General features: G+C 69.7%; 17 protein-coding genes. All 17 read right to left on the reverse strand.

Annotated elements, in window-relative coordinates; translation table 11 throughout:
- Window positions 1–33: 33 nt before the first annotated feature.
- Entirely contained in the window at window positions 34–471 is a 438-nt protein-coding gene (locus tag AOK15_RS09630; protein ID WP_055514835.1) for a Cg1360 family ATP-synthase-associated protein, read from the reverse strand.
- 412 nt (window positions 472–883) lie between these two features.
- Complete coding sequence (locus AOK15_RS09635) at window positions 884–1,303, reverse strand: hypothetical protein (protein ID WP_055514836.1); 420 nt, start codon at window positions 1,301–1,303, stop codon at window positions 884–886.
- A gap of 162 nt (window positions 1,304–1,465) precedes the next feature.
- Window positions 1,466–2,761, reverse strand: a complete 1,296-nt coding sequence (locus AOK15_RS09640) for an MraY family glycosyltransferase (RefSeq protein ID WP_055514838.1) — start codon at window positions 2,759–2,761, stop codon at window positions 1,466–1,468.
- 129 nt (window positions 2,762–2,890) lie between these two features.
- A complete protein-coding gene (locus AOK15_RS09645; RefSeq protein ID WP_055514840.1) occupies window positions 2,891–4,129 on the reverse strand; it encodes a serine hydroxymethyltransferase in 1,239 nt (412 codons plus the stop codon).
- Between the two features lie 78 nt (window positions 4,130–4,207).
- Entirely contained in the window at window positions 4,208–4,879 is a 672-nt protein-coding gene (locus tag AOK15_RS09650) for an arsenate reductase/protein-tyrosine-phosphatase family protein (protein WP_055514842.1), read from the reverse strand.
- Window positions 4,876–5,523, reverse strand: a complete 648-nt coding sequence (locus AOK15_RS09655; protein ID WP_055514844.1) for an L-threonylcarbamoyladenylate synthase — start codon at window positions 5,521–5,523, stop codon at window positions 4,876–4,878. The genes AOK15_RS09650 and AOK15_RS09655 overlap by 4 nt, the downstream gene beginning before the upstream one ends.
- 53 nt (window positions 5,524–5,576) lie before the next feature.
- Window positions 5,577–6,416 carry a peptide chain release factor N(5)-glutamine methyltransferase gene (gene prmC / locus AOK15_RS09660; protein WP_055514846.1) on the reverse strand — a complete coding sequence of 280 codons (840 nt, stop codon included), beginning with the start codon at window positions 6,414–6,416 and terminating at the stop codon, window positions 5,577–5,579.
- Window positions 6,417–6,496: 80 nt separating this feature from the next.
- Window positions 6,497–7,573: a peptide chain release factor 1 gene (gene prfA / locus AOK15_RS09665; RefSeq protein WP_055514848.1), complete on the reverse strand. Its 1,077-nt coding sequence runs from the start codon at window positions 7,571–7,573 to the stop codon at window positions 6,497–6,499.
- A 98-nt stretch (window positions 7,574–7,671) separates the two neighbouring features.
- Complete coding sequence (rpmE, locus tag AOK15_RS09670) at window positions 7,672–7,893, reverse strand: 50S ribosomal protein L31 (RefSeq protein ID WP_055514850.1); 222 nt, start codon at window positions 7,891–7,893, stop codon at window positions 7,672–7,674.
- 214 nt (window positions 7,894–8,107) lie between these two features.
- Window positions 8,108–9,250 carry an LCP family protein gene (locus tag AOK15_RS09675; protein WP_055514853.1) on the reverse strand — a complete coding sequence of 381 codons (1,143 nt, stop codon included), beginning with the start codon at window positions 9,248–9,250 and terminating at the stop codon, window positions 8,108–8,110.
- A gap of 213 nt (window positions 9,251–9,463) precedes the next feature.
- Entirely contained in the window at window positions 9,464–11,227 is a 1,764-nt protein-coding gene (locus AOK15_RS09680; RefSeq protein ID WP_107099375.1) for a trypsin-like serine protease, read from the reverse strand.
- 164 nt (window positions 11,228–11,391) lie between these two features.
- A complete protein-coding gene (gene rho, locus AOK15_RS09685) occupies window positions 11,392–13,410 on the reverse strand; it encodes a transcription termination factor Rho (protein WP_055514864.1) in 2,019 nt (672 codons plus the stop codon).
- A 407-nt stretch (window positions 13,411–13,817) separates the two neighbouring features.
- Window positions 13,818–14,771 carry a homoserine kinase gene (gene thrB / locus AOK15_RS09690; RefSeq protein WP_055514855.1) on the reverse strand — a complete coding sequence of 318 codons (954 nt, stop codon included), beginning with the start codon at window positions 14,769–14,771 and terminating at the stop codon, window positions 13,818–13,820.
- A 501-nt stretch (window positions 14,772–15,272) separates the two neighbouring features.
- Window positions 15,273–16,331: a threonine synthase gene (gene thrC, locus AOK15_RS43770; RefSeq protein WP_055514857.1), complete on the reverse strand. Its 1,059-nt coding sequence runs from the start codon at window positions 16,329–16,331 to the stop codon at window positions 15,273–15,275.
- Window positions 16,332–16,337: 6 nt separating this feature from the next.
- Window positions 16,338–17,630, reverse strand: a complete 1,293-nt coding sequence (locus tag AOK15_RS43775) for a homoserine dehydrogenase (protein ID WP_167738805.1) — start codon at window positions 17,628–17,630, stop codon at window positions 16,338–16,340.
- A gap of 222 nt (window positions 17,631–17,852) precedes the next feature.
- Window positions 17,853–19,244 carry a diaminopimelate decarboxylase gene (gene lysA / locus AOK15_RS09705; RefSeq protein ID WP_055514859.1) on the reverse strand — a complete coding sequence of 464 codons (1,392 nt, stop codon included), beginning with the start codon at window positions 19,242–19,244 and terminating at the stop codon, window positions 17,853–17,855.
- Window positions 19,245–19,628: 384 nt separating this feature from the next.
- Window positions 19,629–19,885 (reverse strand): DALR anticodon-binding domain-containing protein (locus AOK15_RS09710; protein WP_276206205.1); only part of this gene is annotated, 257 nt, incomplete at its 5' end.

The following is a 19,885-nucleotide window of genomic DNA, read 5'->3' on the forward strand; positions in this document are numbered from 1 at the left end:
ATCTCCTGCGGTCACTTATCCCGCCCCTACCCCTCACGAAGAGTGCCCCGATTTTTCGGGCTTGTTGCCCGTGGAGGAATCGGGTTCGACGTAGAGGACCTTGGCCTTCATGTGGGCGCGCGTCTGTGCGCCGATCCACACGAGGGTGGTGGCGACGAGCGTGAACGCGAAGGCGCGAGGGTGGAAGAGCGTGGTGTTCTTGAACGCTGCCAGGAAGATGAACAGCAGCAGAATTTGAGCCGCGTAGAGCATCAGGCCCATCGCCTGGAACAGATGAGGAAGCGATTTGGCAGTGCGCTGCAGAACGTAGAGCCCGATTCCCATGAAGAGGATCGTGATCACCGCGGCGACAATGGCGCCGACCGCCCCCTTGCCCCCGACGACCACACCGCTGATGACTGCGGCGATCGCGCCGGCGGCAGCCGTGGGCACGGCGGCCTGAAGGAGGATCCGGGCGTCATTGGACGGCATGGCGGCAACTCCGCTTACTAAGGGGGCAGGTGTCGTCATGGACGAGCGTAGTCCCCGGGGGCGAGCGGAATTCTCACGCCGCTGGACCGTCGCACTGCGGTCCTTCGGCTCCATCCGGGGTTCTCGTGAACCGTATCACAAACTATTTGATGAGGTCTTTACCTGAATGGTGTGCACGGCGTCACACATGAGGATGAAGGCGCCCGTCTGTGCAAAATCAGTGCCGACTTGTCTGGTATAAGGAGGGTTTGCCCTCCCAGGTTCTTGCATGCCATCGGCAAAGGCTTAGTCAGATTCTTACCTTGGCGTCAGCGGCGAGCGGACCACCGCCCCCACACGACGGACGGCCCGGGAACGCGTGTGGTGTGCCACGCGTCCCCGGGCCGTCCGGACTTGCTCCCGCGGAGCAGGGTCAGGCGTTCTTGATCTTCCCCTTGAGCTTGCCGTCGATGTAGCCGGCCCAGCTGCGACCCGCCTGGATCCTGAAGCACTGGTTCTTCTTCAGGCTCTTGTCGAAGGTGTAGTACTGCCCCTTCTTCTTCTTGAATTCCTTCCAGCCCGTCAGCGACTTCCAGTCGCTGCCGCAGGTGATGAGACGGATGCCGATCCCGTGGTCCCAGCTCTTCTTGGTGATCGTGAACTGGACCTTGCCGGCCGCCGTCGTCTTGAACTTGGCGTCGTCCTCCACCTTCTGGAACTCGTTGGTGTTGAAGTTGAACTTCAGCACCTTGGTGGCCGGTGCCGCCGGGGCCGCCGACGCCTGGGTCGCCGTCAGCCCGAGCGAACCGCCGAGCGCCACGACGGCGAGAGCGGCGGCGATGGACTTTCGCATGTATCCCCCATGAATGGTCCGGTCACGGAGGCGTCAGCCACGCGCCGACGACTTCGCCGGTGCGACAACCCCCGTTGGTTGACCTCGACCATTCCAGGCACGGAAGGGGCGATCAATTGTCCTTCCGGGAGGTAGCCGAAAGGGAGGGGTGCGGGGCGGGCGTCAGCGCCGCGCGCCCGCCGGGCTCGGCTCCTCGTCCTTGGTCCGGCCACCGATCGCGGTCGCCCCGTTGAGGGACGGCGTCCAGTCGGCGACCGTCGCGACCGGTTCCGCGGGGGTCTGCGCGGCGGCGCGACGGCGGCGGTAGCGGGGCGGGACGAAGGAATTGGCCCAGCGGGGGGCGCGGGGCGTGAAGCGGGGCAGCAGCAGGAGGAAGAGACCCACGCCGCTGAGGGCGGCGATGCCCAGGACGATCCACATGGACGCCGCGTTCACCGTGTAGGCGAGGGCGCCGAAGGCGATGACCGCGGACCAGAAGTACATGATCAGCACGGCCCGGCTGTGGGAGTGGCCGATCTCCAGCAGCCGGTGGTGCAGATGGCCCCGGTCGGCGGCGAACGGCGACTGACCGCGCCAGGTGCGGCGCACGATGGCGAGGATCAGGTCGGCCGCCGGGATCGCGATGATGGTCAGCGGCATCAGCAGCGGGATGTAGACCGGCACCATCTGGAACACGGTGTCGCGCTCCGAGCCGAACAGCTGCATGGCGTCCGGGTCGACCTGTCCGGTGACCGAGATCGCGCCCGCGGCCAGCACCAGACCGATCAGCATCGAGCCGGAGTCGCCCATGAAGATCCGCGCCGGATGCATGTTGTGCGGCAGGAAGCCCAGGCACATGCCCATCAGGACGGCCGCGAAGAGGGTGGCGGGGGCCGCGGCCTCGATGCCGTAGCTGTACCAGAGGCGGTAGGCGTACATGAAGAACGCCGCCGAGGCGATGCACACCATGCCGGCCGCGAGACCGTCGAGACCGTCGACGAAGTTCACCGCGTTGATCGTGATGACGACCAGGGCGACCGTCAGCAGGGTGCCCTGCCACTGGGTCAGCGCGACGATGCCGACGCCCGGCACGGGCAGCCACAGGATCGTCAGACCCTGCATGACCATCACGCCCGCGGCGATCATCTGCCCGCCGAGCTTGATCAGCGCGTCGATCTCGAACTTGTCGTCCAGCACGCCGATCAGCCAGATCAGCGCGGCCCCGGACAGCAGCGCGCGCGGTTCGTTGGAGTCGGCGAAGACCTCGCTGAGGTTGGTCAGGTGGTCGGCGACCAGCAGACCGGCGCACAGGCCGAAGAACATCGCGATGCCGCCGAGGCGGGGCGTCGGTTCACGGTGGACGTCGCGCGCACGGATCTCCGGCATGGCTCCGGCCACGATCGCGAACTTCCGCACCGGCCCTGTCAGCAGGTACGTCACCGCGGCCGTGATGCAGAGCGTCAGGAGGTATTCACGCACGGGCTTCCCCACAGGTCTCGCTGGCCATCTCAGCCCCACACCCTAGCGATGCATGCATATGGTTGGGGACTTCCGGGTAGCGACGATGGTTGCACGTGATGCTGTGTGCAGGGGTGCGTCTACCCCACCTCAGCGCGGATACGGCGGAAATCTTCCGGCCAGGTCCCGTACTTCTTCACGCGTCCGCTTGCCGTCGCCGCCGTCCCTGAGCGCCCGTGCGAAGAGCCCGGCGAGGTGCGTCATCTCCGCCTCGCCCATGCCCTGCGTGGTCAGCGCGGCCGTGCCGAGCCGCAGGCCACGGGCGTCGCCGTGCGGCAGCGCACAGCAGTCCAGCACGATCCCGGCCGCGGCGAGCCGGCCACGGGCGGTGCGGCCGTCGACCCCGAGCGGGGCGGGATCGACGGCGAGGAGATGGGTGTCCGTGCCGCCGGTGACGACGCCGAGGCCCTCCCGCGCGAGCCCCTCGGCCAGGACCCGGGCGTTGGCGACCACCTGATGGGCGTACCCGGTGAATGCCGGTGTCGCCGCCTCCCCGAACGCGACCGCCTTCGCGGCGATGGAGTGCATCTGCGCCCCGCCCTGGGTGAAGGGGAACACCGCCCGGTCCACCCGCTCGGCCAGCTCGCTCCCGCACAGCAGCATCCCGCCGCGCGGCCCCCGCAGCACCTTGTGCGTGGTGGCGCAGACGATGTCCGCGTACGGCACCGGATTGGGCGCCGCTCCCCCGGCCACCAGCCCGATCGGGTGGGCGGCGTCGGCGATCAGGAAGGCCCCGACCTCGTCGGCGACCTCGCGGAAGAACGCGTAGTCGAGATGGCGGGGGTAGGAGATCGAGCCGCACACGATGGCCTTGGGGCGGCGCGTACGGGCGAGGGTGCGCACCTGTTCGCGGTCGATGAGGCCCGACTCGGCCTCGACGCCGTAGCCGACGAAGTCGAACCAGCGGCCGGAGAAGTTCGCCGGCGACCCGTGGGTGAGGTGGCCGCCGAAGTGCAGGCCCATCGCCAGCACGGTGTCACCGGGACGCAGCAGGGCCGCGTAGGCGGCCAGGACGGCCGAGGAGCCCGAGTGGGCCTGGACGTTGGCGTGTTCGGCGCCGAACAGTGCCTTGGCCCGCTCCACGGCGAGCCGCTCGGCGACGTCGACCATCTCGCAGCCGCCGTGGTAGCGGGTGCTGGGGTAGCCCTCCGCGTACTTGTTGGCCAGTGGCGACCCGAGGGCCGCGAGCACCGCGGTCGAGGTGAAGTTCTCGGCGGCGACGAGTTGGAGCGTCGTCGACTGCCGATCGAGCTCGCCGAGGAGGATGTCGGCCAGTTCGGGGTCCTGCCGTCGCAGGACATCGGCCTCTAGAACAGGGGTGACCGACATGGTGGGCTCCGGGCGTCGACGGTGACGTACGACCAATGTAGGCCCGTGTGTCCGGGGACGCCCGGTGTCGTCCCGTACTTACGCCCGGGCGGGCACCCCCGTCAGCGCGGTCACCACCGGATCCAGCGCCTGGTGTATCTCGTCGCCCACCGAACGGAAGAACGGCAGCGGGGCGCCGTACGGGTCGTGGACCTCGTCCGCGTCGGCCGTCGGGGCGAGGAGCCACCCGCGTAGAGCGGCGGCGGCACGCACCAGCGCACGGGCCCGGACGACCATGCCCTCCTCCAGCGGCGGCAGGGTGGCCGGGTCTATCGCCCGGACGAGGCGGGTGAACTCCTTCAGGGTGAAGGTGCGCAGGCCCGCCGAGTGGCCCATCGAGATGACCTGGGCCCGGTGGTCGCGGGTGGCGGTCAGCACGAGGTCGGCCATGATCACGTGCTCGTCCAGCAGTTCCCGCCCGGTGAAGCCGGAGGCGTCCGCGCCGAAGTCGGCGAGGACGGCCTCCGCGTTGGCCTCCATGGGCGCGCCCTCGTGTCCCCAGGTCCCGGCGCTCTCGACGATCAGTCCGCCGCCCAGCGGGTCCCCGAGCCGGTCCGCCAGGGCATGGCGGGTCAGCCGCTCGGTGATCGGCGAGCGGCACACGTTGCCGGTGCTGACGTGGAGGATGCGGAAGGTGTCACGCGGCAGACCCGTGAAGGTCCGCGTCTCTTCCCCGTCCCATATGCCACGCCCCGCGTCAGGGGCCGTCAATTCGCCACCTCGAGGTCGGGTACGACCTTGCGCAGCTCCTCCGCCGACAGGGCGCCCGCACGCAGCAGCACCGGCACCTTGCCCGTGACGTCGACGATGGACGACGGCACGTTCCCGGGGGTGGGGCCGCCGTCGAGGTAGACGGAGACGGAGTCGCCCAGCATCGCCTCGGCGGCGTCGCAGTTTTCCGGCGCCGGGTGGCCGGTCAGGTTCGCCGAGGAGACGGCCATGGGGCCGACCTCGGTGAGCAGTTCGATGGCGACGGGGTGCAGCGGCATCCGGACGGCGACCGTGCCGCGGGTGTCGCCGAGGTCCCACTGGAGCGACGGCTGGTGCTTGGCGACGAGGGTGAGCGCGCCCGGCCAGAAGGCGTCGACGAGTTCCCAGGCCATCTCGGAGAAGTCGGTGACGAGGCCGTGCAGGGTGTTCGGGGAGCCGATGAGGACGGGGGTGGGCATGTTGCGGCCCCGGCCCTTGGCCTCCAGCAGGTCGGCGACGGCCTCCGAGGTGAAGGCGTCGGCGCCGATGCCGTAGACGGTGTCCGTGGGCAGCACCACGAGCTCGCCCCGGCGGACGGCGGACGCGGCCTCGCGCAGACCGGTGGCGCGGTCGGTCGCGTCGTTGGTGTCGTATCGCCGTGCCATCTAGCGGGCCTCCTCGTACACGTACTGCTGGGGGGTGGTGGGGGGCGTGCTCATCAGGGCAGCGCCTTGCGTGCGGTCGCGAACCGCGGCCGGTTGTTGAGGTCCGGGTGGTCGGCAGCGTCGGCCCAGCCCCGTTCCTCGGTGAAGATCCACGGCACCTGGCCGCCCTGGGTGTCGGCGTGCTCGACGACGACGACACCGCCGGGGCGCAGCAGCCGGTGCGCGGTGCGTTCGAGGCCGCGGATCAGATCCAGGCCGTCCTCCCCTGAGAACAGGGCGAGTTCGGGATCGTAGTCGCGGGCCTCCGGTGCCACGTACTCCCACTCCGTGAGCGGGATGTACGGCGGATTGGAGATGACCAGATCGACCTGGCCGTCGAGGTCGCGGAAGGCGTCGAGGGCGTTGCCCTGGCGCAGGTCGACCCGGGAGCCCGCCACGTTCTTGCGGGTCCACACGAGGGCGTCCTCGGACAGCTCCACGGCGTGCACACGGGAGCGCGGCACCTCCTGGGCGAGGGCGAGCGCGATGGCGCCGGAACCGGTGCACAGGTCGACGATGCAGGGCTCGACGACGTCCATCGCGCGGACGGCGTCTATGGCCCACCCGACGACGGACTCGGTCTCCGGGCGGGGCACGAACACTCCTGGCCCCACCTGCAGTTCGAGGTAGCGGAAGTAGGCGCGTCCGGTGATGTGCTGGAGCGGCTCACGCTGCTCGCGCCGGGCGATGACCTCCCAGTACCGGGCGTCGAAGTCGGAGTCCTTGACGGTGTGCAGCTCGCCCCGCTTCACGCCGTGCACGAACGCGGCGAGTTCCTCCGCGTCGTTGCGCGGCGAGGGCACGCCGGCGTCGGCCAGGCGCTGGGTGGCCTGGGCCACTTCCGCGAGCAGCACGCCGCGGGGGTTTGGGGGTCGCCCCCCAAGATGATGCTGCACGCAAGTCCTCCGGTCGTGCTCGTCGTACTCGTACGGGCCTACGCGGCTGCCAGCTTCGCTGCCGAGTCCGCGTCGACGCATGCCTGGATCACCGCGTCGAGGTCGCCGTCCAGGACCTGGTCCAGGTTGTACGCCTTGAAGCCGACGCGGTGGTCCGAGATGCGGTTCTCCGGGAAGTTGTACGTACGGATCTTCTCGGAGCGGTCGACGGTGCGGACCTGGCTGCGGCGGGCGTCGGCGGCCTCCTTCTCCGCCTCCTCCTGCGCCGCGGCGAGCAGCCTGGAGCGCAGGATACGCATCGCCTGCTCCTTGTTCTGCAGCTGGCTCTTCTCGTTCTGGCAGGAGGCGACGACTCCGGTGGGAATGTGCGTGATGCGCACGGCGGAGTCGGTGGTGTTGACGGACTGCCCGCCGGGCCCGGAGGACCGGTAGACGTCGATGCGGAGGTCGTTCGGATTGATCTCGACGTCGATCTCCTCGGCCTCCGGGGTCACGAGGACACCGGCGGCGGAGGTGTGGATGCGGCCCTGGGACTCGGTGGCGGGGACGCGCTGGACGCGGTGCACACCGCCCTCGTACTTCAGCCGGGCCCAGACGCCCTGGCCGGGCTCGGTGGCGCCCTGGCCGCCCTTGGTCTTCACGGCGACCTGGACGTCCTTGTAGCCGCCCAGCTCGGACTCGGTGGCGTCGATGATCTCGGTCTTCCAGCCGACGCGCTCGGCGTACCGCAGGTACATGCGCAGGAGGTCACCGGCGAACAGGGCGGACTCGTCGCCGCCGGCGCCGGCCTTGATCTCCAGGATGACGTCCTTGTCGTCGCTGGGGTCGCGCGGGACGAGCAGGAGGCGCAGCTTCTCCGTCAGCTCCTCGCGCTGCTTCTCCAGCTCCTTGACCTCGGCGGCGAAGTCCGGGTCGGCCGCGGCGAATTCGCGGGCCGTCTCGATGTCGTCACCGGTCTGCCTCCAGGAGCGGTACGTGCCGACGATCGGGGTCAGCTCCGCGTACCGCTTGTTCAGCTTGCGCGCGTTGGCCTGGTCGGCGTGGACCGACGGGTCGGCGAGCTTCTTCTCCAGATCGGCGTGTTCCCCGACCAGTTCCTGGACCGCCTCGAACATCTCCGGCTCCCTGTACGACGTGATAAGTGGGCTGCACCGCAAAGCGCCGGTCCCGGAAGCCCCCGACGGGGGCACCGAGGACCGGCGCTGTGGGCTCGCTACTTCTTGGCAGCGGCAGCCTTGCCGAAGCGGGCCTCGAAGCGGGCCACGCGGCCACCGGTGTCGAGGATCTTCTGCTTGCCCGTGTAGAACGGGTGGCACTCGGAGCAGACCTCGGCACGGATGGTGCCGCTCTCGATCGTGCTACGGGTGGTGAACGACGCGCCACAGGTGCAGCTGACCTGCGTCTCGACGTACTGGGGGTGGATGTCGCGCTTCAAGGTGTCTCCTAGTTTCGGGAGGGCGCCGGGTCGCTGCCGCGGGATGCGAGAGCGTGAACCGGAGCCGACGTACCAGTCTGCCAGGACTGGCCGCATCTCCCAAAACCAGGGGGTGCGGACATGTATTCCCGGGGGCGCCCGCGGGGGGAGTCTCGTGATCGCCGTGGGCGGCTGCGGGGCCGTCGTGGCTGGTCGCGCGGTTCCCCGCGCCCCTTCAGTTCCCGGCGGTGACGACGTCCCCGGCCGTTCCCGTCGCCGTGCCCTTCGTCGCCGACTTCGGGATGGGCTTGTCGGCCCTGAGGGCGGCCCACACCCGCTTCGACTTCGCCTCGTCGACCAGGACGCGGTTGGGGTCGGCGGGGTCGTACTGGACCGGCATGGTGACCATGGTCATGTTCTTGGCGCCGATGCCCTTGAGGCCGCCCGCGAAGGAGGCCAGGTCCTTGACGTCGTCGAGGTCGGAGTCGGTGGTGACGGCGTCCGTGGCGGTGTCGGCGAGGTCGTAGAGCTTCTTCGGGTTACTGAAGATGCCGACCTCCTTGACCTGCTCCAGGAGCGCCTTGATGAACGCCTGCTGGAGCTGGATGCGGCCGAGGTCGGAGCCGTCGCCGACGCCGTGCCGGGTGCGGACCAGTCCGAGGGCCTGCTTGCCGGTGAGGGTGTGCTCGCCGGCCTTGAGGTTCAGATGGCTGTCGGGGTCCTTGATGTCCTTGGTCGTGGTGATGTCGACCCCGCCGAGGACGTTGATGAGCTTCTCGAAGCCCGCGAAGTCGACCTCGATGTAGTGGTCCATGCGGATGCCGGTCATGGACTCGACGGTCTTCACCGCGCACGCGGCGCCACCGGTGGAGTACGCCGAGTTGAACATCGCCGACCGCGCCGCCGGGTACGTCTTGCCGTGCGTGTCGGTGCACGCGGGCCGCTCCACCAGGGTGTCCCTGGGTATGGAGACCACGCTGGCCTTCTTGTGGCCCTCGTAGACGTGCACGATCATCGCGGTGTCGGAGCGGGCGCTGCCGTCGTCGACGCCGCCGCCCAGCTTCTTGTTGCTGCCGGAGCGGGTGTCGGAGCCGAGGACGAGGATGTCCTGCGAGCCGTTGTCGATGTCGAGGGGCCGGTCGGTGCCGAGGGCCTGGTTGATGTCGACGCTCTTGAGGTTGCCGTTGAGCTTGAAGTACAGGTAGCCGACTCCGGTGCCGCCCAGCACCAGGACCCCGGCGGCGGTCCAGAGGACGGCGAGCGCCGCCCTGCTGTGCCCCTCGCGTGGCTTGCGGCGGCTGCCCTTGGGCGCGCGGTGACGGCCGGCGGTGCCGGACGTGCCCTGTGTGGCGGGATCCAGTGTGCTCTCGGCGGACATGTGCTCCTCGGTCCTCTTTCCCGGTCGGTTACCCCCTGCGCTCAGGCCCAGGCCTGCTTGGGCCGGATGTGGCCGTACCGCTCATGGTCACTCCGATCGGTCAGACGGAGTAATTCGGGAAAGGGTTGCACAACGAACGGTGCCCATCGCGCAAAGAGCGATGGGCACCGGGTGTTCCGGATGAGCTCGGTGGGACCGGGCTCACCTGGTGTTTCAGCCGAGCAGGTCGTACTGGGCGTAGCTGGTTCCGACCGAGATCCGTGTGCTGAAGATCTCGCTCGTGGCCTTCGAGGTGCCCTTGTAGAGGTACAGCGTGCCGCCGCTGGTGCGGGCCAGCAGGTCCGCGCGGCCGTCGCCGCTCACGTCACCGGGAGTGATGAGTGTGTTGTAGGAGCTCCAGTCGGAGCGGACCTTGATCTTGGTGGCGAAGGCGCCCGTGCCGGACTTGCCGGTGCCCTTGAACAGGTAGATGTTCGAGCCGGTCTTGGTGCGCGCGATCAGGTCGGCCTTGCCGTCACCGGTGAAGTCGCCGTGACCGAGGACCGCGTTGTACGAGTTCCAGCCCGTGCTCACCTGGACGCGGGTCCCGAAGGTGCCGTTGCCCTTGCCCGGGTAGATCCACAGGGCCCCCGCCGAGTCGACCGAGAGCAGGTCGGGCAGGGCGTCGCCGGTGACGTCGCCGGGGGTGATGATCCGGGTGCGGGTCGCCCAGTTGTCGAAGATCTGGGTGGTCGTCCAGGTGCTCGACGACGCCGTGCGCCGCCGCCAGAAGACGTCACCGTCGGAGGCGCGGCGCAGGACGTAGTCCTGGTAGCCGTCCCGGTTCAGGTCAGTCTGCTGGACGAGGTTGTAGCCCTGCCAGCTGCCCTCTGCGGTCAGCGCCTTGCGGTCGGCGAGCGCGGAGCCCGTGGAGGCGCGGACGTAGCCCGAGCCGGTCTCCTTGTTGCGCAGGAAGACGTCGGCCTTGCCGTCCCGGCTGATGTCGGTGTCGTCGACGCGCGGGTAGGCGGCGCCGACGTACTTGCTGACCTTCGCGAAGACCGGGTAGGCGCCCTTCTCCACGCAGTCCACGACGCCCCACGAGACGACGCCGATGACCTTGCCGCCCACGACGAGCGGGCCGCCGGAGTCGCCGTTGCAGCTGGCGGTAGTGGTGGCGTCGGTGCCGCCGGCGGGCTTGCCCGCGCAGAACATGTTGCCCTTGACGAAATAGCTGCCCCAGGTGTTCCCGCAGGTCGTGTCACCGACCACGGGCAGCGTCGCCGTCTTCAGCTTCTCCGAGATGTCGTCGCTGGTGGAGCTGGTACGGCCCCAGCCGTAGACCTTCGCGCTGGTGCCCGCCGCGTACGAGGACGTGTCGGTCGACGTCGTCATCCTGATCGGCGTGGCGGTGACCGGCTTGGCCAGCGTAAGCACGGCGACGTCGTTGTTGATCGTGTCCTCGTTGTACGAGGAGTGGTTCCACTGGCGGGACACCTTGGTGGCCTCGCCACCGTGGTAGTCCATGCCCACCAGCTTGCCGTCGCTGTCGTAGACGGCCGTGGGCAGCTGGTCGGTACCGGTGACGACGGAGCCGTAGGAGGCCCAGTCGTACTGGCTCTTGTCGACGCAGTGCGCGGCAGTGAGGATCTTCGTCGGCGAGACGACCGAGCCGCCGCAGAAGAAGCCGAAGCCCGTGGTCTCGTCGTAGTACCAGAGCTGCGCCATCCAGGGCGCCGCGCCGATGGTGGTCTCGGAACCACCGATGATCTTGGCGTCCGGCTTCAGGCCGCCCGCGTCGGTGCTCGATGACGACTCGTTCGTCGATGTCGACGTCGACGGCTTCGCCGCCGTCTCACCGACGGTGTCGTCCGCGGCCATCGCGTTGGCGATCCGCACGTCCAGCTCGTCGCTCCCCGACGAGCCGGCTCCGTTGGCCGCACCGGCCGACGACAGCAGCAACGCCCCGGCTATCGCGGTGGCGACAGCTCCGGACATAGGTATGGCCACTCAAGTCCCCCCTGAGAACACAGGAATCAAAACAAGCCAGAAGAAGTCCCGTGATCGTACACGTGTCCCATACAAAGACCGGGGCCACCCTCACGAAGGAGGGTGGCCCCGGTTCTGCGCTGTCGCGGACCAGTCGTGAACTACCGGTCGGGCTAGTCGCCGTTGCCCGGCGTCGGCGTCGTCTTCTGAATCTGCATCAGGAACTCGACGTTCGACTTGGTCTGCTTCATCTTGTCCAGCAGCAGCTCGATGGCCTGCTGCTGGTCCAGCGCGTGCAGCACCCGGCGCAGCTTCCAGACGACCGCCAGCTCCTCGTTGCCGAGCAGGATCTCTTCCTTGCGGGTACCGGACGCGTCCACGTCCACCGCGGGGAAGATGCGCTTGTCGGCGAGCTTCCGGTCGAGCTTGAGCTCCATGTTGCCGGTGCCCTTGAACTCCTCGAAGATCACCTCGTCCATGCGGGACCCGGTGTCCACCAGGGCGGTGGCGAGGATGGTCAGCGAGCCGCCGTCCTCGATGTTGCGGGCCGCACCGAAGAAGCGCTTCGGCGGGTACAGGGCGGTCGAGTCGACACCACCGGACAGGATGCGGCCGGAGGCCGGCGCGGCCAGGTTGTACGCACGGCCCAGACGCGTGATCGAGTCGAGCAGCACGACGACGTCGTGGCCCAGCTCCACCAGGCGCTTGGCGCGCTCGATGGCGAGCTCGGCGACCGTGGTGTGGTCCTCGGCGGGACGGTCGAAGGTCGAGGAGATGACCTCGCCCTTGACCGACCGCTGCATGTCGGTGACCTCTTCCGGACGCTCGTCGACGAGGACGACCATCAGGTGGCACTCGGGGTTGTTGTGCGTGATCGCGTTGGCGATCGCCTGCATGATCATGGTCTTGCCGGTCTTCGGCGGGGCCACGATCAGACCGCGCTGGCCCTTACCGATCGGCGACACGAGGTCGATGATGCGGGTGGTGAGCACGCCCGGGTCCGTCTCCAGGCGGAGGCGGTCCTGCGGGTAGAGCGGGGTCAGCTTGTTGAACTCCGGGCGGCCGCGGCCGTGTTCGGGCGCCATGCCGTTGACGGAGTCCAGGCGGACCAGCGCGTTGAACTTCTCGCGGCGCTCGCCCTCCTTGGGCTGACGGACCGCACCGGTGACGTGGTCGCCCTTGCGCAGGCCGTTCTTGCGGACCTGGGCGAGGGAGACGTACACGTCGTTCGGGCCCGGCAGGTAGCCGGAGGTGCGGATGAACGCGTAGTTGTCGAGGATGTCCAGGATGCCCGCGACGGGGATCAGGACGTCGTCCTCGGCGAGCTGCGGCTCGGCCGCGCCCATGTCGTCACGGCCGCGACGGCCACGACGGTCGCGGTAACGGCCGCGACGGCCACGGCGTCCGCCCTCGAAGTCGTCGTCGTCCTGCGGGCCGTTGTCGCGCTGGCGCTCCTGGCGGCCACCGCTCTGCTGCTGGCCCTGCTGCTGGCCGCGGTCGCGCTGCTGCTGACCGCCGCCCTGCTGCTCGTCGCCCTTGCCCCGGCGGTCCCCGCGGTCACGGTCGCGGCCACGCTCACGCCGGTCACGGCGGCCCTGGCGGCCGTCGGCGTCGGCGGCGTCGCCCTTGGCCTCGGCCTGCGGCTGGGCCGGCGTCTCGGCCTTGGGCTCGGCCTTCGCCTCGGCGGTGACCGTCTCGGGGCTGCCCGCGTCGGCGGTGGCCCGGCGACGGCGGCGCTCGGTGGGCGCCTCGTCCCCGCCGGCCGGCTGGCCGGGGATCTCGATCTGCTGCTGGGCGACGGCCTTCTCGGTCTTGTCGACCTTCTCGGCGGGCGCCTCGGCCTTCTTGGCGGCGGCCTTCTCGGCCGGGGCGGCGTCCTCGCCCGTGCGTGCCTTCGAGGTGGTCCGGCGCTTGGGCTTGGCCTCGGTGGCGGCCTCGGCCTTGGGAGCCGCGGCACCCCCTCCCGCCTGCGCCTCCTTGATGACCTCGATCAGCTGGCTCTTGCGCATCCGCGCGGTGCCCCTGATGCCGAGGCCGGATGCGACCTGCTGCAGCTCGGCCAGCACCATGCCCTCGAGGCCGGTGCCGCGGCGCCGCCTGGAGCCGGCACCGCTGGCAGGCGCGGCGTCCGTGGCGGGCGCGGCAGCGGTCTCCTCGACACGTGCGCCCATCAGATCGGTGGTGTCGCTCACGAAGGGTCCTTCCCTGGAGCGGACGTCGGCCTTCTGGCTCGGCGACCGGTTGTGCTGTCCGGCTTCGGCCCTGTTCGGGTGGACCGTGCCGGGGCGGTGGTCCGCCAAAGCGGCGGAGGAAAATTTGCTGGTGATTCGGCGCTTACGGGGCCGTGGCACTCGGTGTCTGTGTCACGCGGCTCGGTCACGCCGGTTCCGGAGCCTGCTCGGCAGACCGCTCAGTGCCTGCGTACGGCGTACAGCTTGACGTACGAAGCACAGTGCGGCTTGGGAGACTCCCGGAAGAATGGTTGTCCCGGACGGGGACGATAAGCACCATGCCATGGCTGAGGCAGGTGCAGACTTGAGATTAACACTACCGGATCCAACAAACATTCCCCCTCTCGAAATCCGGCAACCGTACGCCCCTATGCGTCGCCGCTGTCGGCGACGTTCTCGGCGACGGTGGTGGTGAGCGGCAGGACGCACGCCCCTCGGGCGTCGAGATCCAGCCGGTTGGCGGCCCATTCCGCGCCCGCGAGATGGGCCACCTTGTCGGCGCTGGCCTCGTCGGCCAGGGCCAGGACCGTGGGTCCGGCGCCGGAGATGACCGCCGGGACGCCGTCGGCCCGAAGTCGCTCGACCAGGGCCGCGCTCTCCGGCATGGCGGGCGCCCGGTACTCCTGGTGCAGCCGGTCCTCGGTGGCGGGCAGCAGCAGCTCGGGACGCCTGGTCAGGGCCTCGACGAGCAGGGCGGCACGGCCGGCGTTGGTGGCGGCGTCGACGTGCGGGACGGCGCGCGGGAGCAGTCCGCGCGCGGTCTCCGTGAGCACGGGCTTTCCGGGGACGAAAACCACCGGAACGATGGAATCGGCGGGATCCATCCTGATGGCCCGCGCGGAGCCGCCCTCCATCCAGGAGAGCGTGAAGCCGCCGAGGAGGCAGGCCGCGACGTTGTCGGGGTGTCCCTCGATCTCGGTGGCGAGTTCGAGCAGGGCGGCGTCGTCGAGCCGGTTCTCCCCGCCTATGGTCACGGCGCGGGCGGCGACGATGCCGGCGCAGATGGCGGCGGAGGAGGAGCCGAGGCCGCGGCCGTGCGGAATGCGGTTCGCGCAGACGATCTCCAGGCCCCGCGGCTGGCCCCCCAGCAGGTCGAAGGCGGTGCGCAGGGAGCGGACGAGCAGATGCCGCTCGTCGCGCGGAAGGGTTTCGCTGCCCTCCCCCGCGATGTCGACGTGCAGGCCGGAGTCGGCCACCCGGACGACCACGTCGTCGTAGAGCCCCAGCGACAGACCGAGGGCGTCGAAGCCCGGGCCGAGGTTGGCGCTGGTGGCGGGGACGCGCACCCGTACGGCGGCGGCGCGGAACGCTGGACCGGCCATCGCTCGATGACTCTCCTTGAGCTGCGTGATTGACGATTGTCGAATGACATTCGATGACGTACGCGGGAACCCGGCGGCCGTCGGCGGACGGCGCGGCGCCGCACCCTTGCGGGGCATATGCAGCGGGCGGGTTCGGTACAGCCTATCGAAGGTGGGTTCTGTGGCGACATAGGGCGCACAGGAGGCGCACGATGCGTGTCGTAAGCCCCCTGTGCACCCCCTGTCGGGTCCTGTCAGGGTTATCCCCCGGGGAAACGGCGTCTACGCGCGGCTCACTGGCCGTTTCGCACCGTTGCCCGGACGGCTAGTGCTGTGAGGGGAAAGGTTTGCCGGAGAGCTCGCGGCGTCCGGTGCTGGGGGCACCTCCCACGCCGTTCAGGCAGTGGGGGAGCCTCGCGAGGCGGAGCATGACCCGCGTACTGGATGTACTCGGGTCATGCGACAACGCCGCGAGGTGCCGTGCCGGGCGTCGCGAGCCGGTGAACCTTTCCGGTCACAGCACTAGGCGAGGCCGAGGCGCTCGGCCGCCGTGGCCGCGTCGACGGGGACGGTGACGGGCTGCGGGGCGCCCGCGACGGCCCAGTCGGGGTCCTTCAGGCCGTTGCCGGTGACCGTGCAGACGATGGTCTGGCCGGGGTCGACCTTGCCGTTCTCGGCGGCCTTGAGCAGACCGGCCACGGACGCGGCGGAGGCGGGCTCCACGAAGACGCCCTCCTGCGCGGCCAACAGCCGGTAGGCGCGCAGGATCTCACGGTCCGTCACCTCGTCGATGGCGCCACCGGACTCGTCCCGCGCGGCGAGGGCGTACTGCCAGGACGCGGGGTTGCCGATACGGATCGCGGTGGCGATGGTCGAGGGGTCCTTGACGACCTCGCCGCGCACGATCGGCGCGGAGCCGGAGGCCTGGAAGCCCCACATACGGGGCGTCCGCGCTGCGATGCCGTCGGCGGCGTACTCCTTATAGCCCTTCCAGTAGGCCGTGATGTTGCCCGCGTTGCCCACCGGCAGGACGTGGATGTCGGGGGCGTCGCCGAGCATGTCCACGATCTCGAAGGCGGCCGTCTTCTGACCCTCGATACGCACCGGGTTGACGGAATTCACCAGCGCCACGGGGTAGTTGTCGCTCAGTTCACGCGCGAGGGTGAGGCAGTCGTCGAAGTTGCCGTCGACCTGGAGGATCTTCGCGCCGTGCACCAGGGCCTGGCCCATCTTGCCGAGCGCGATCTTGCCCTGGGGCACCAGCACGGCGGAGACCATGCCCGCGCGGACGGCGTAGGCGGCCGCGGAGGCGGACGTGTTGCCCGTGGAGGCACAGATGACGGCCTTCGCGCCCTCCTCCTTCGCCCGGGTGATGGCCATCGTCATACCGCGGTCCTTGAAGGACCCGGTGGGGTTGGCTCCCTCCACCTTGAGGTGGACCTCGCAGCCCGTGCGCTCGGAGAGCACCTGCGCGGGGACGAGGGGCGTGCCGCCCTCGCGGAGCGTCACGACCGGCGTGCTGTCGGAGACGGGCAGCCGGTCCCGGTACTCCTCGATGATTCCGCGCCACTGGTGGGTCATTGCTGGTTACTCTCCTTCAACCCGCATGATGCTGGCGACACCCCGCACGGTGTCGAGGTTGCGCAGCGCCTCGACGGTCCCGTTGAGGGAGGCGTCGGACGCGCGGTGGGTGACGACGACGAGAGAGGCCTCGCCGTTGTTGCCCTGCTGGCGAACGGTATCGATCGACACCCCGTGCTCGGCGAACACGGTCGCCACCTGGGCGAGAACACCTGGTTTGTCCGCCACATCGAGGCTGATGTGGTAGCGCGTGACGACCTCGCCCATGGGCGAGACCCGCAGGGCGGCGTACGCGGACTCGCCGGGGCCGATGGCACCCGCGAGCCGGTTGCGACAGACCGCCACGAGGTCGCCGAGGACGGCGGAGGCCGTGGGCGAGCCGCCTGCTCCGGGGCCGTAGAACATCAGCTGGCCCGCGGCGTCCGACTCCACGAACACGGCGTTGTACGCGCCGCGTACGGAGGCCAGCGGGTGGGTCAGCGGGATCATCGCGGGGTGCACGCGCGCCGTGACGGAGCCACCGTCCACGGCCCGCTCGCAGATGGCGAGCAGTTTGATGGTGCAGCCCATGTTCTTGGCGGAGGCGAAGTCGGCGGCGGTGACCTCGGTCATGCCCTCGCGGTAGACGTCGTCGAGCCGTACCCGCGAGTGGAAGGCGATCCCGGCGAGGATCGCGGCCTTGGCGGCGGCGTCGAAACCCTCGACGTCGGCGGTCGGGTCGGCCTCGGCATAGCCGAGCGCGGTGGCCTCGTCCAGGGCCTCCTGATAACCGGCGCCCGTGGAATCCATCTTGTCGAGGATGAAATTGGTGGTGCCGTTGACGATGCCCATCACCCGGTTGATCTTGTCCCCGGCGAGCGACTCGCGCAGCGGGCGGATCAGCGGAATGGCGCCGGCGACGGCGGCCTCGTAGTACAGGTCCTTGCCCGCCTCCTCGGCGACCGCGTGCAGAGCGGCGCCGTCCTGGGCGAGGAGCGCCTTGTTGGCGGAGACCACGGAGGCGCCGTGCTCGATCGCGGTGGTGATGAGGGAACGGGCGGGCTCGATACCGCCGATGACCTCGACGACGACGTCGATGTCCCCGCGTTTGACGAGGGCGGTGGCGTCGGTGGTGACGAGGGCTGGGTCGATGCCCTCACGGACCTTGGAGGGCCGACGGACGGCCACACCCGCGAGTTCGACGGGGGCCCCGATCCGGGCGGCGAGGTCGTCGGCGTGCGTCGTCATGATGCGCGCCACCTCTGAGCCGACAACCCCACAGCCCAGCAGCGCCACCTTCAGTGGACGCGTACGCATCATCCGACCTCGTTTCCTCATACCGAATACGGTGGAACCAGTCTCACTCACCGGACGGGAGTTTCTATCCCTCGTCCGGATCGTGAGACATCTATTTCATTTTCGCGGGGCCGTAGGACGGAAGATCTTTCGGCCCAGCAATTTCCCGGCATTCATTATCCGCCCCGCCGCGCACACGACCGGACTCGCGTCACCCGACGTCGAGGCGGAGCAGCCTCTCCTCCGTCACCCGACGTCGAGGCGGAGCAGATCCTCCTCCGTCTCCCGCCGGACGATCACCTGGGCGTCCCCGTCCTTGACCGCGACGACGGGCGGGCGCAGTACGTGGTTGTAGTTGCTCGCCATGGAACGGCAGTACGCGCCGGTCGCGGGCACGGCGATCAGGTCACCCGGTGCCAGGTCGGCCGGCAGGAACGCGTCCTTCACCACGATGTCACCGCTCTCGCAGTGCTTGCCGACCACCCGCGCGAGCATCGGCTCGGCGTCGGACGTGCGGGACACCAGCGCGACGCTGTACTCGGCGTCGTACAGGGCGGTCCGGATGTTGTCCGACATGCCGCCGTCCACCGAGACGTAGGTGCGCAGCCCGTCCAGCGGCTTGATGGTGCCGACCTCGTAGAGCGTGAACGCGGTCGGCCCGACGATGGCCCGCCCCGGCTCGACGGAGATCCGCGGCGTACGCAGCCGGGCGCCCTCGCACTCCCGCGTGACGATCTCGGTGAGCGCCTTGGCGATCTCGTGCGGCTCACGGGGGTCGTCGGCACTGGTGTAGGCGATGCCGAGACCGCCGCCCAGGTCGATCTCGGGCAGCTCGACGCCGTGCTCGTCACGGATGTCCTTGAGCAGCCCGACGACGCGGTGGGCGGCGACCTCGAAGCCGGAGGTGTCGAAGATCTGGGACCCGATGTGCGAGTGGATCCCGATGAGCTCCAGCCCGTCCAGCTTGAGCGCCCGCCGTACGGCCTCGGCGGCCTGCCCCCCGGCGAGCGGGATGCCGAACTTCTGGTCCTCGTGCGCGGTGGCGATGAACTCATGGGTGTGCGCCTCGACGCCGACGGTCACCCGGATCTGCACGCGCTGACGCTTGCCGAGCTCCTGGGCGATGTGCGCGACCCGCACGATCTCCTGGAAGGAGTCGAGGACGATGCGGCCGACGCCGGCCTCGACCGCCCGGTGGATCTCCTCCGTGGACTTGTTGTTGCCGTGGAAGGCGATGCGGTCGGCGGGCATACCGGCGGACAGGGCGGTGGCGAGCTCGCCGCCGGAGCAGACATCGAGGTTGAGCCCCTCCTCATGCAGCCAGCGCACCACCGCGCGCGACAGGAACGCCTTGCCGGCGTAGAACACGTCGGCGTCCTGCCCGAACGCGGTGCGCCAGGCGCGGGCGCGGGCGCGGAAGTCGGCCTCGTCGAGGAAGTAGGCGGGCGTGCCGAACTCCTCGGCGAGCGCCTTCACGTCGACCCCGCCGACGCGGACGACTCCGTCGGCCCCGCGGTCGACGGTCTGCGCCCACACCTTCGGGTCAAGCGTGTTCAGATCGGCGGGCGGGGCACTGTAATGCCCCTCCGGCAGCACATCGGCGTGACGGGGCCCGGCGGGGTGTGCGGAACGGCTCATGACTGGTCTGACTCTCTCTACCTATCGGGACTCTGTGCTCGCGGGGCCTGGGGCTCGGGCTTCGGGCTTGGGCTCGGCGGGTGGCCTTTGGGCTTGGCTTCGGGCTTGGGCTTCGGGTCCGTGGCCTTTGGGCTTGGGCCGGGGGCCAGGGCTCGGGCTTCGGCTTGGGCCTTGGACCTTGGGGCTCGGGCCTGTGGGCCTTGACCTTGGGCTTGGGCTTGCGGCTGGCTTTGGGGCCGGTGGGCCGGGGCTGAGCCGGAGGCTTGGGCTTTTGGCCTGGGCCTTCGATCTGGGCCTTCGGTCTGGGCTTCTGACCCGGGCCAGAGGCTTTGGGGCCGCTGAACCGGTGGGCTCGGGCCGAGGGCTTGGGGCCGGTGGGCTCGCTCAGAGGTATTCGGGTGCGTCGATGCCGAGCAGGGACAGGCCGCCGGCCAGCACCGTCCCGGCGGCTTCGGCAAGCGCCAGCCGGGCCCGGTGGGCGGCCGAGGGTTTCTCTTCGCCGCGCGGCAGCACCGTGTGCTGGAAGGTCAGCAGGGCGTCGGCGGTGACGACCAGGTGCCGGGCGAGGCGGTCAGGCGTTCGGTGGGTCGCGGCGCGAAGAAGGACGTGGGGGTACTCGGAGATCGCGGTCAGGAGGGGGG

The organism is Streptomyces ossamyceticus (genome assembly GCF_001418475.1).
Taxonomy (GTDB): Bacteria; Actinomycetota; Actinomycetes; order Streptomycetales; family Streptomycetaceae; genus Streptomyces; species Streptomyces ossamyceticus.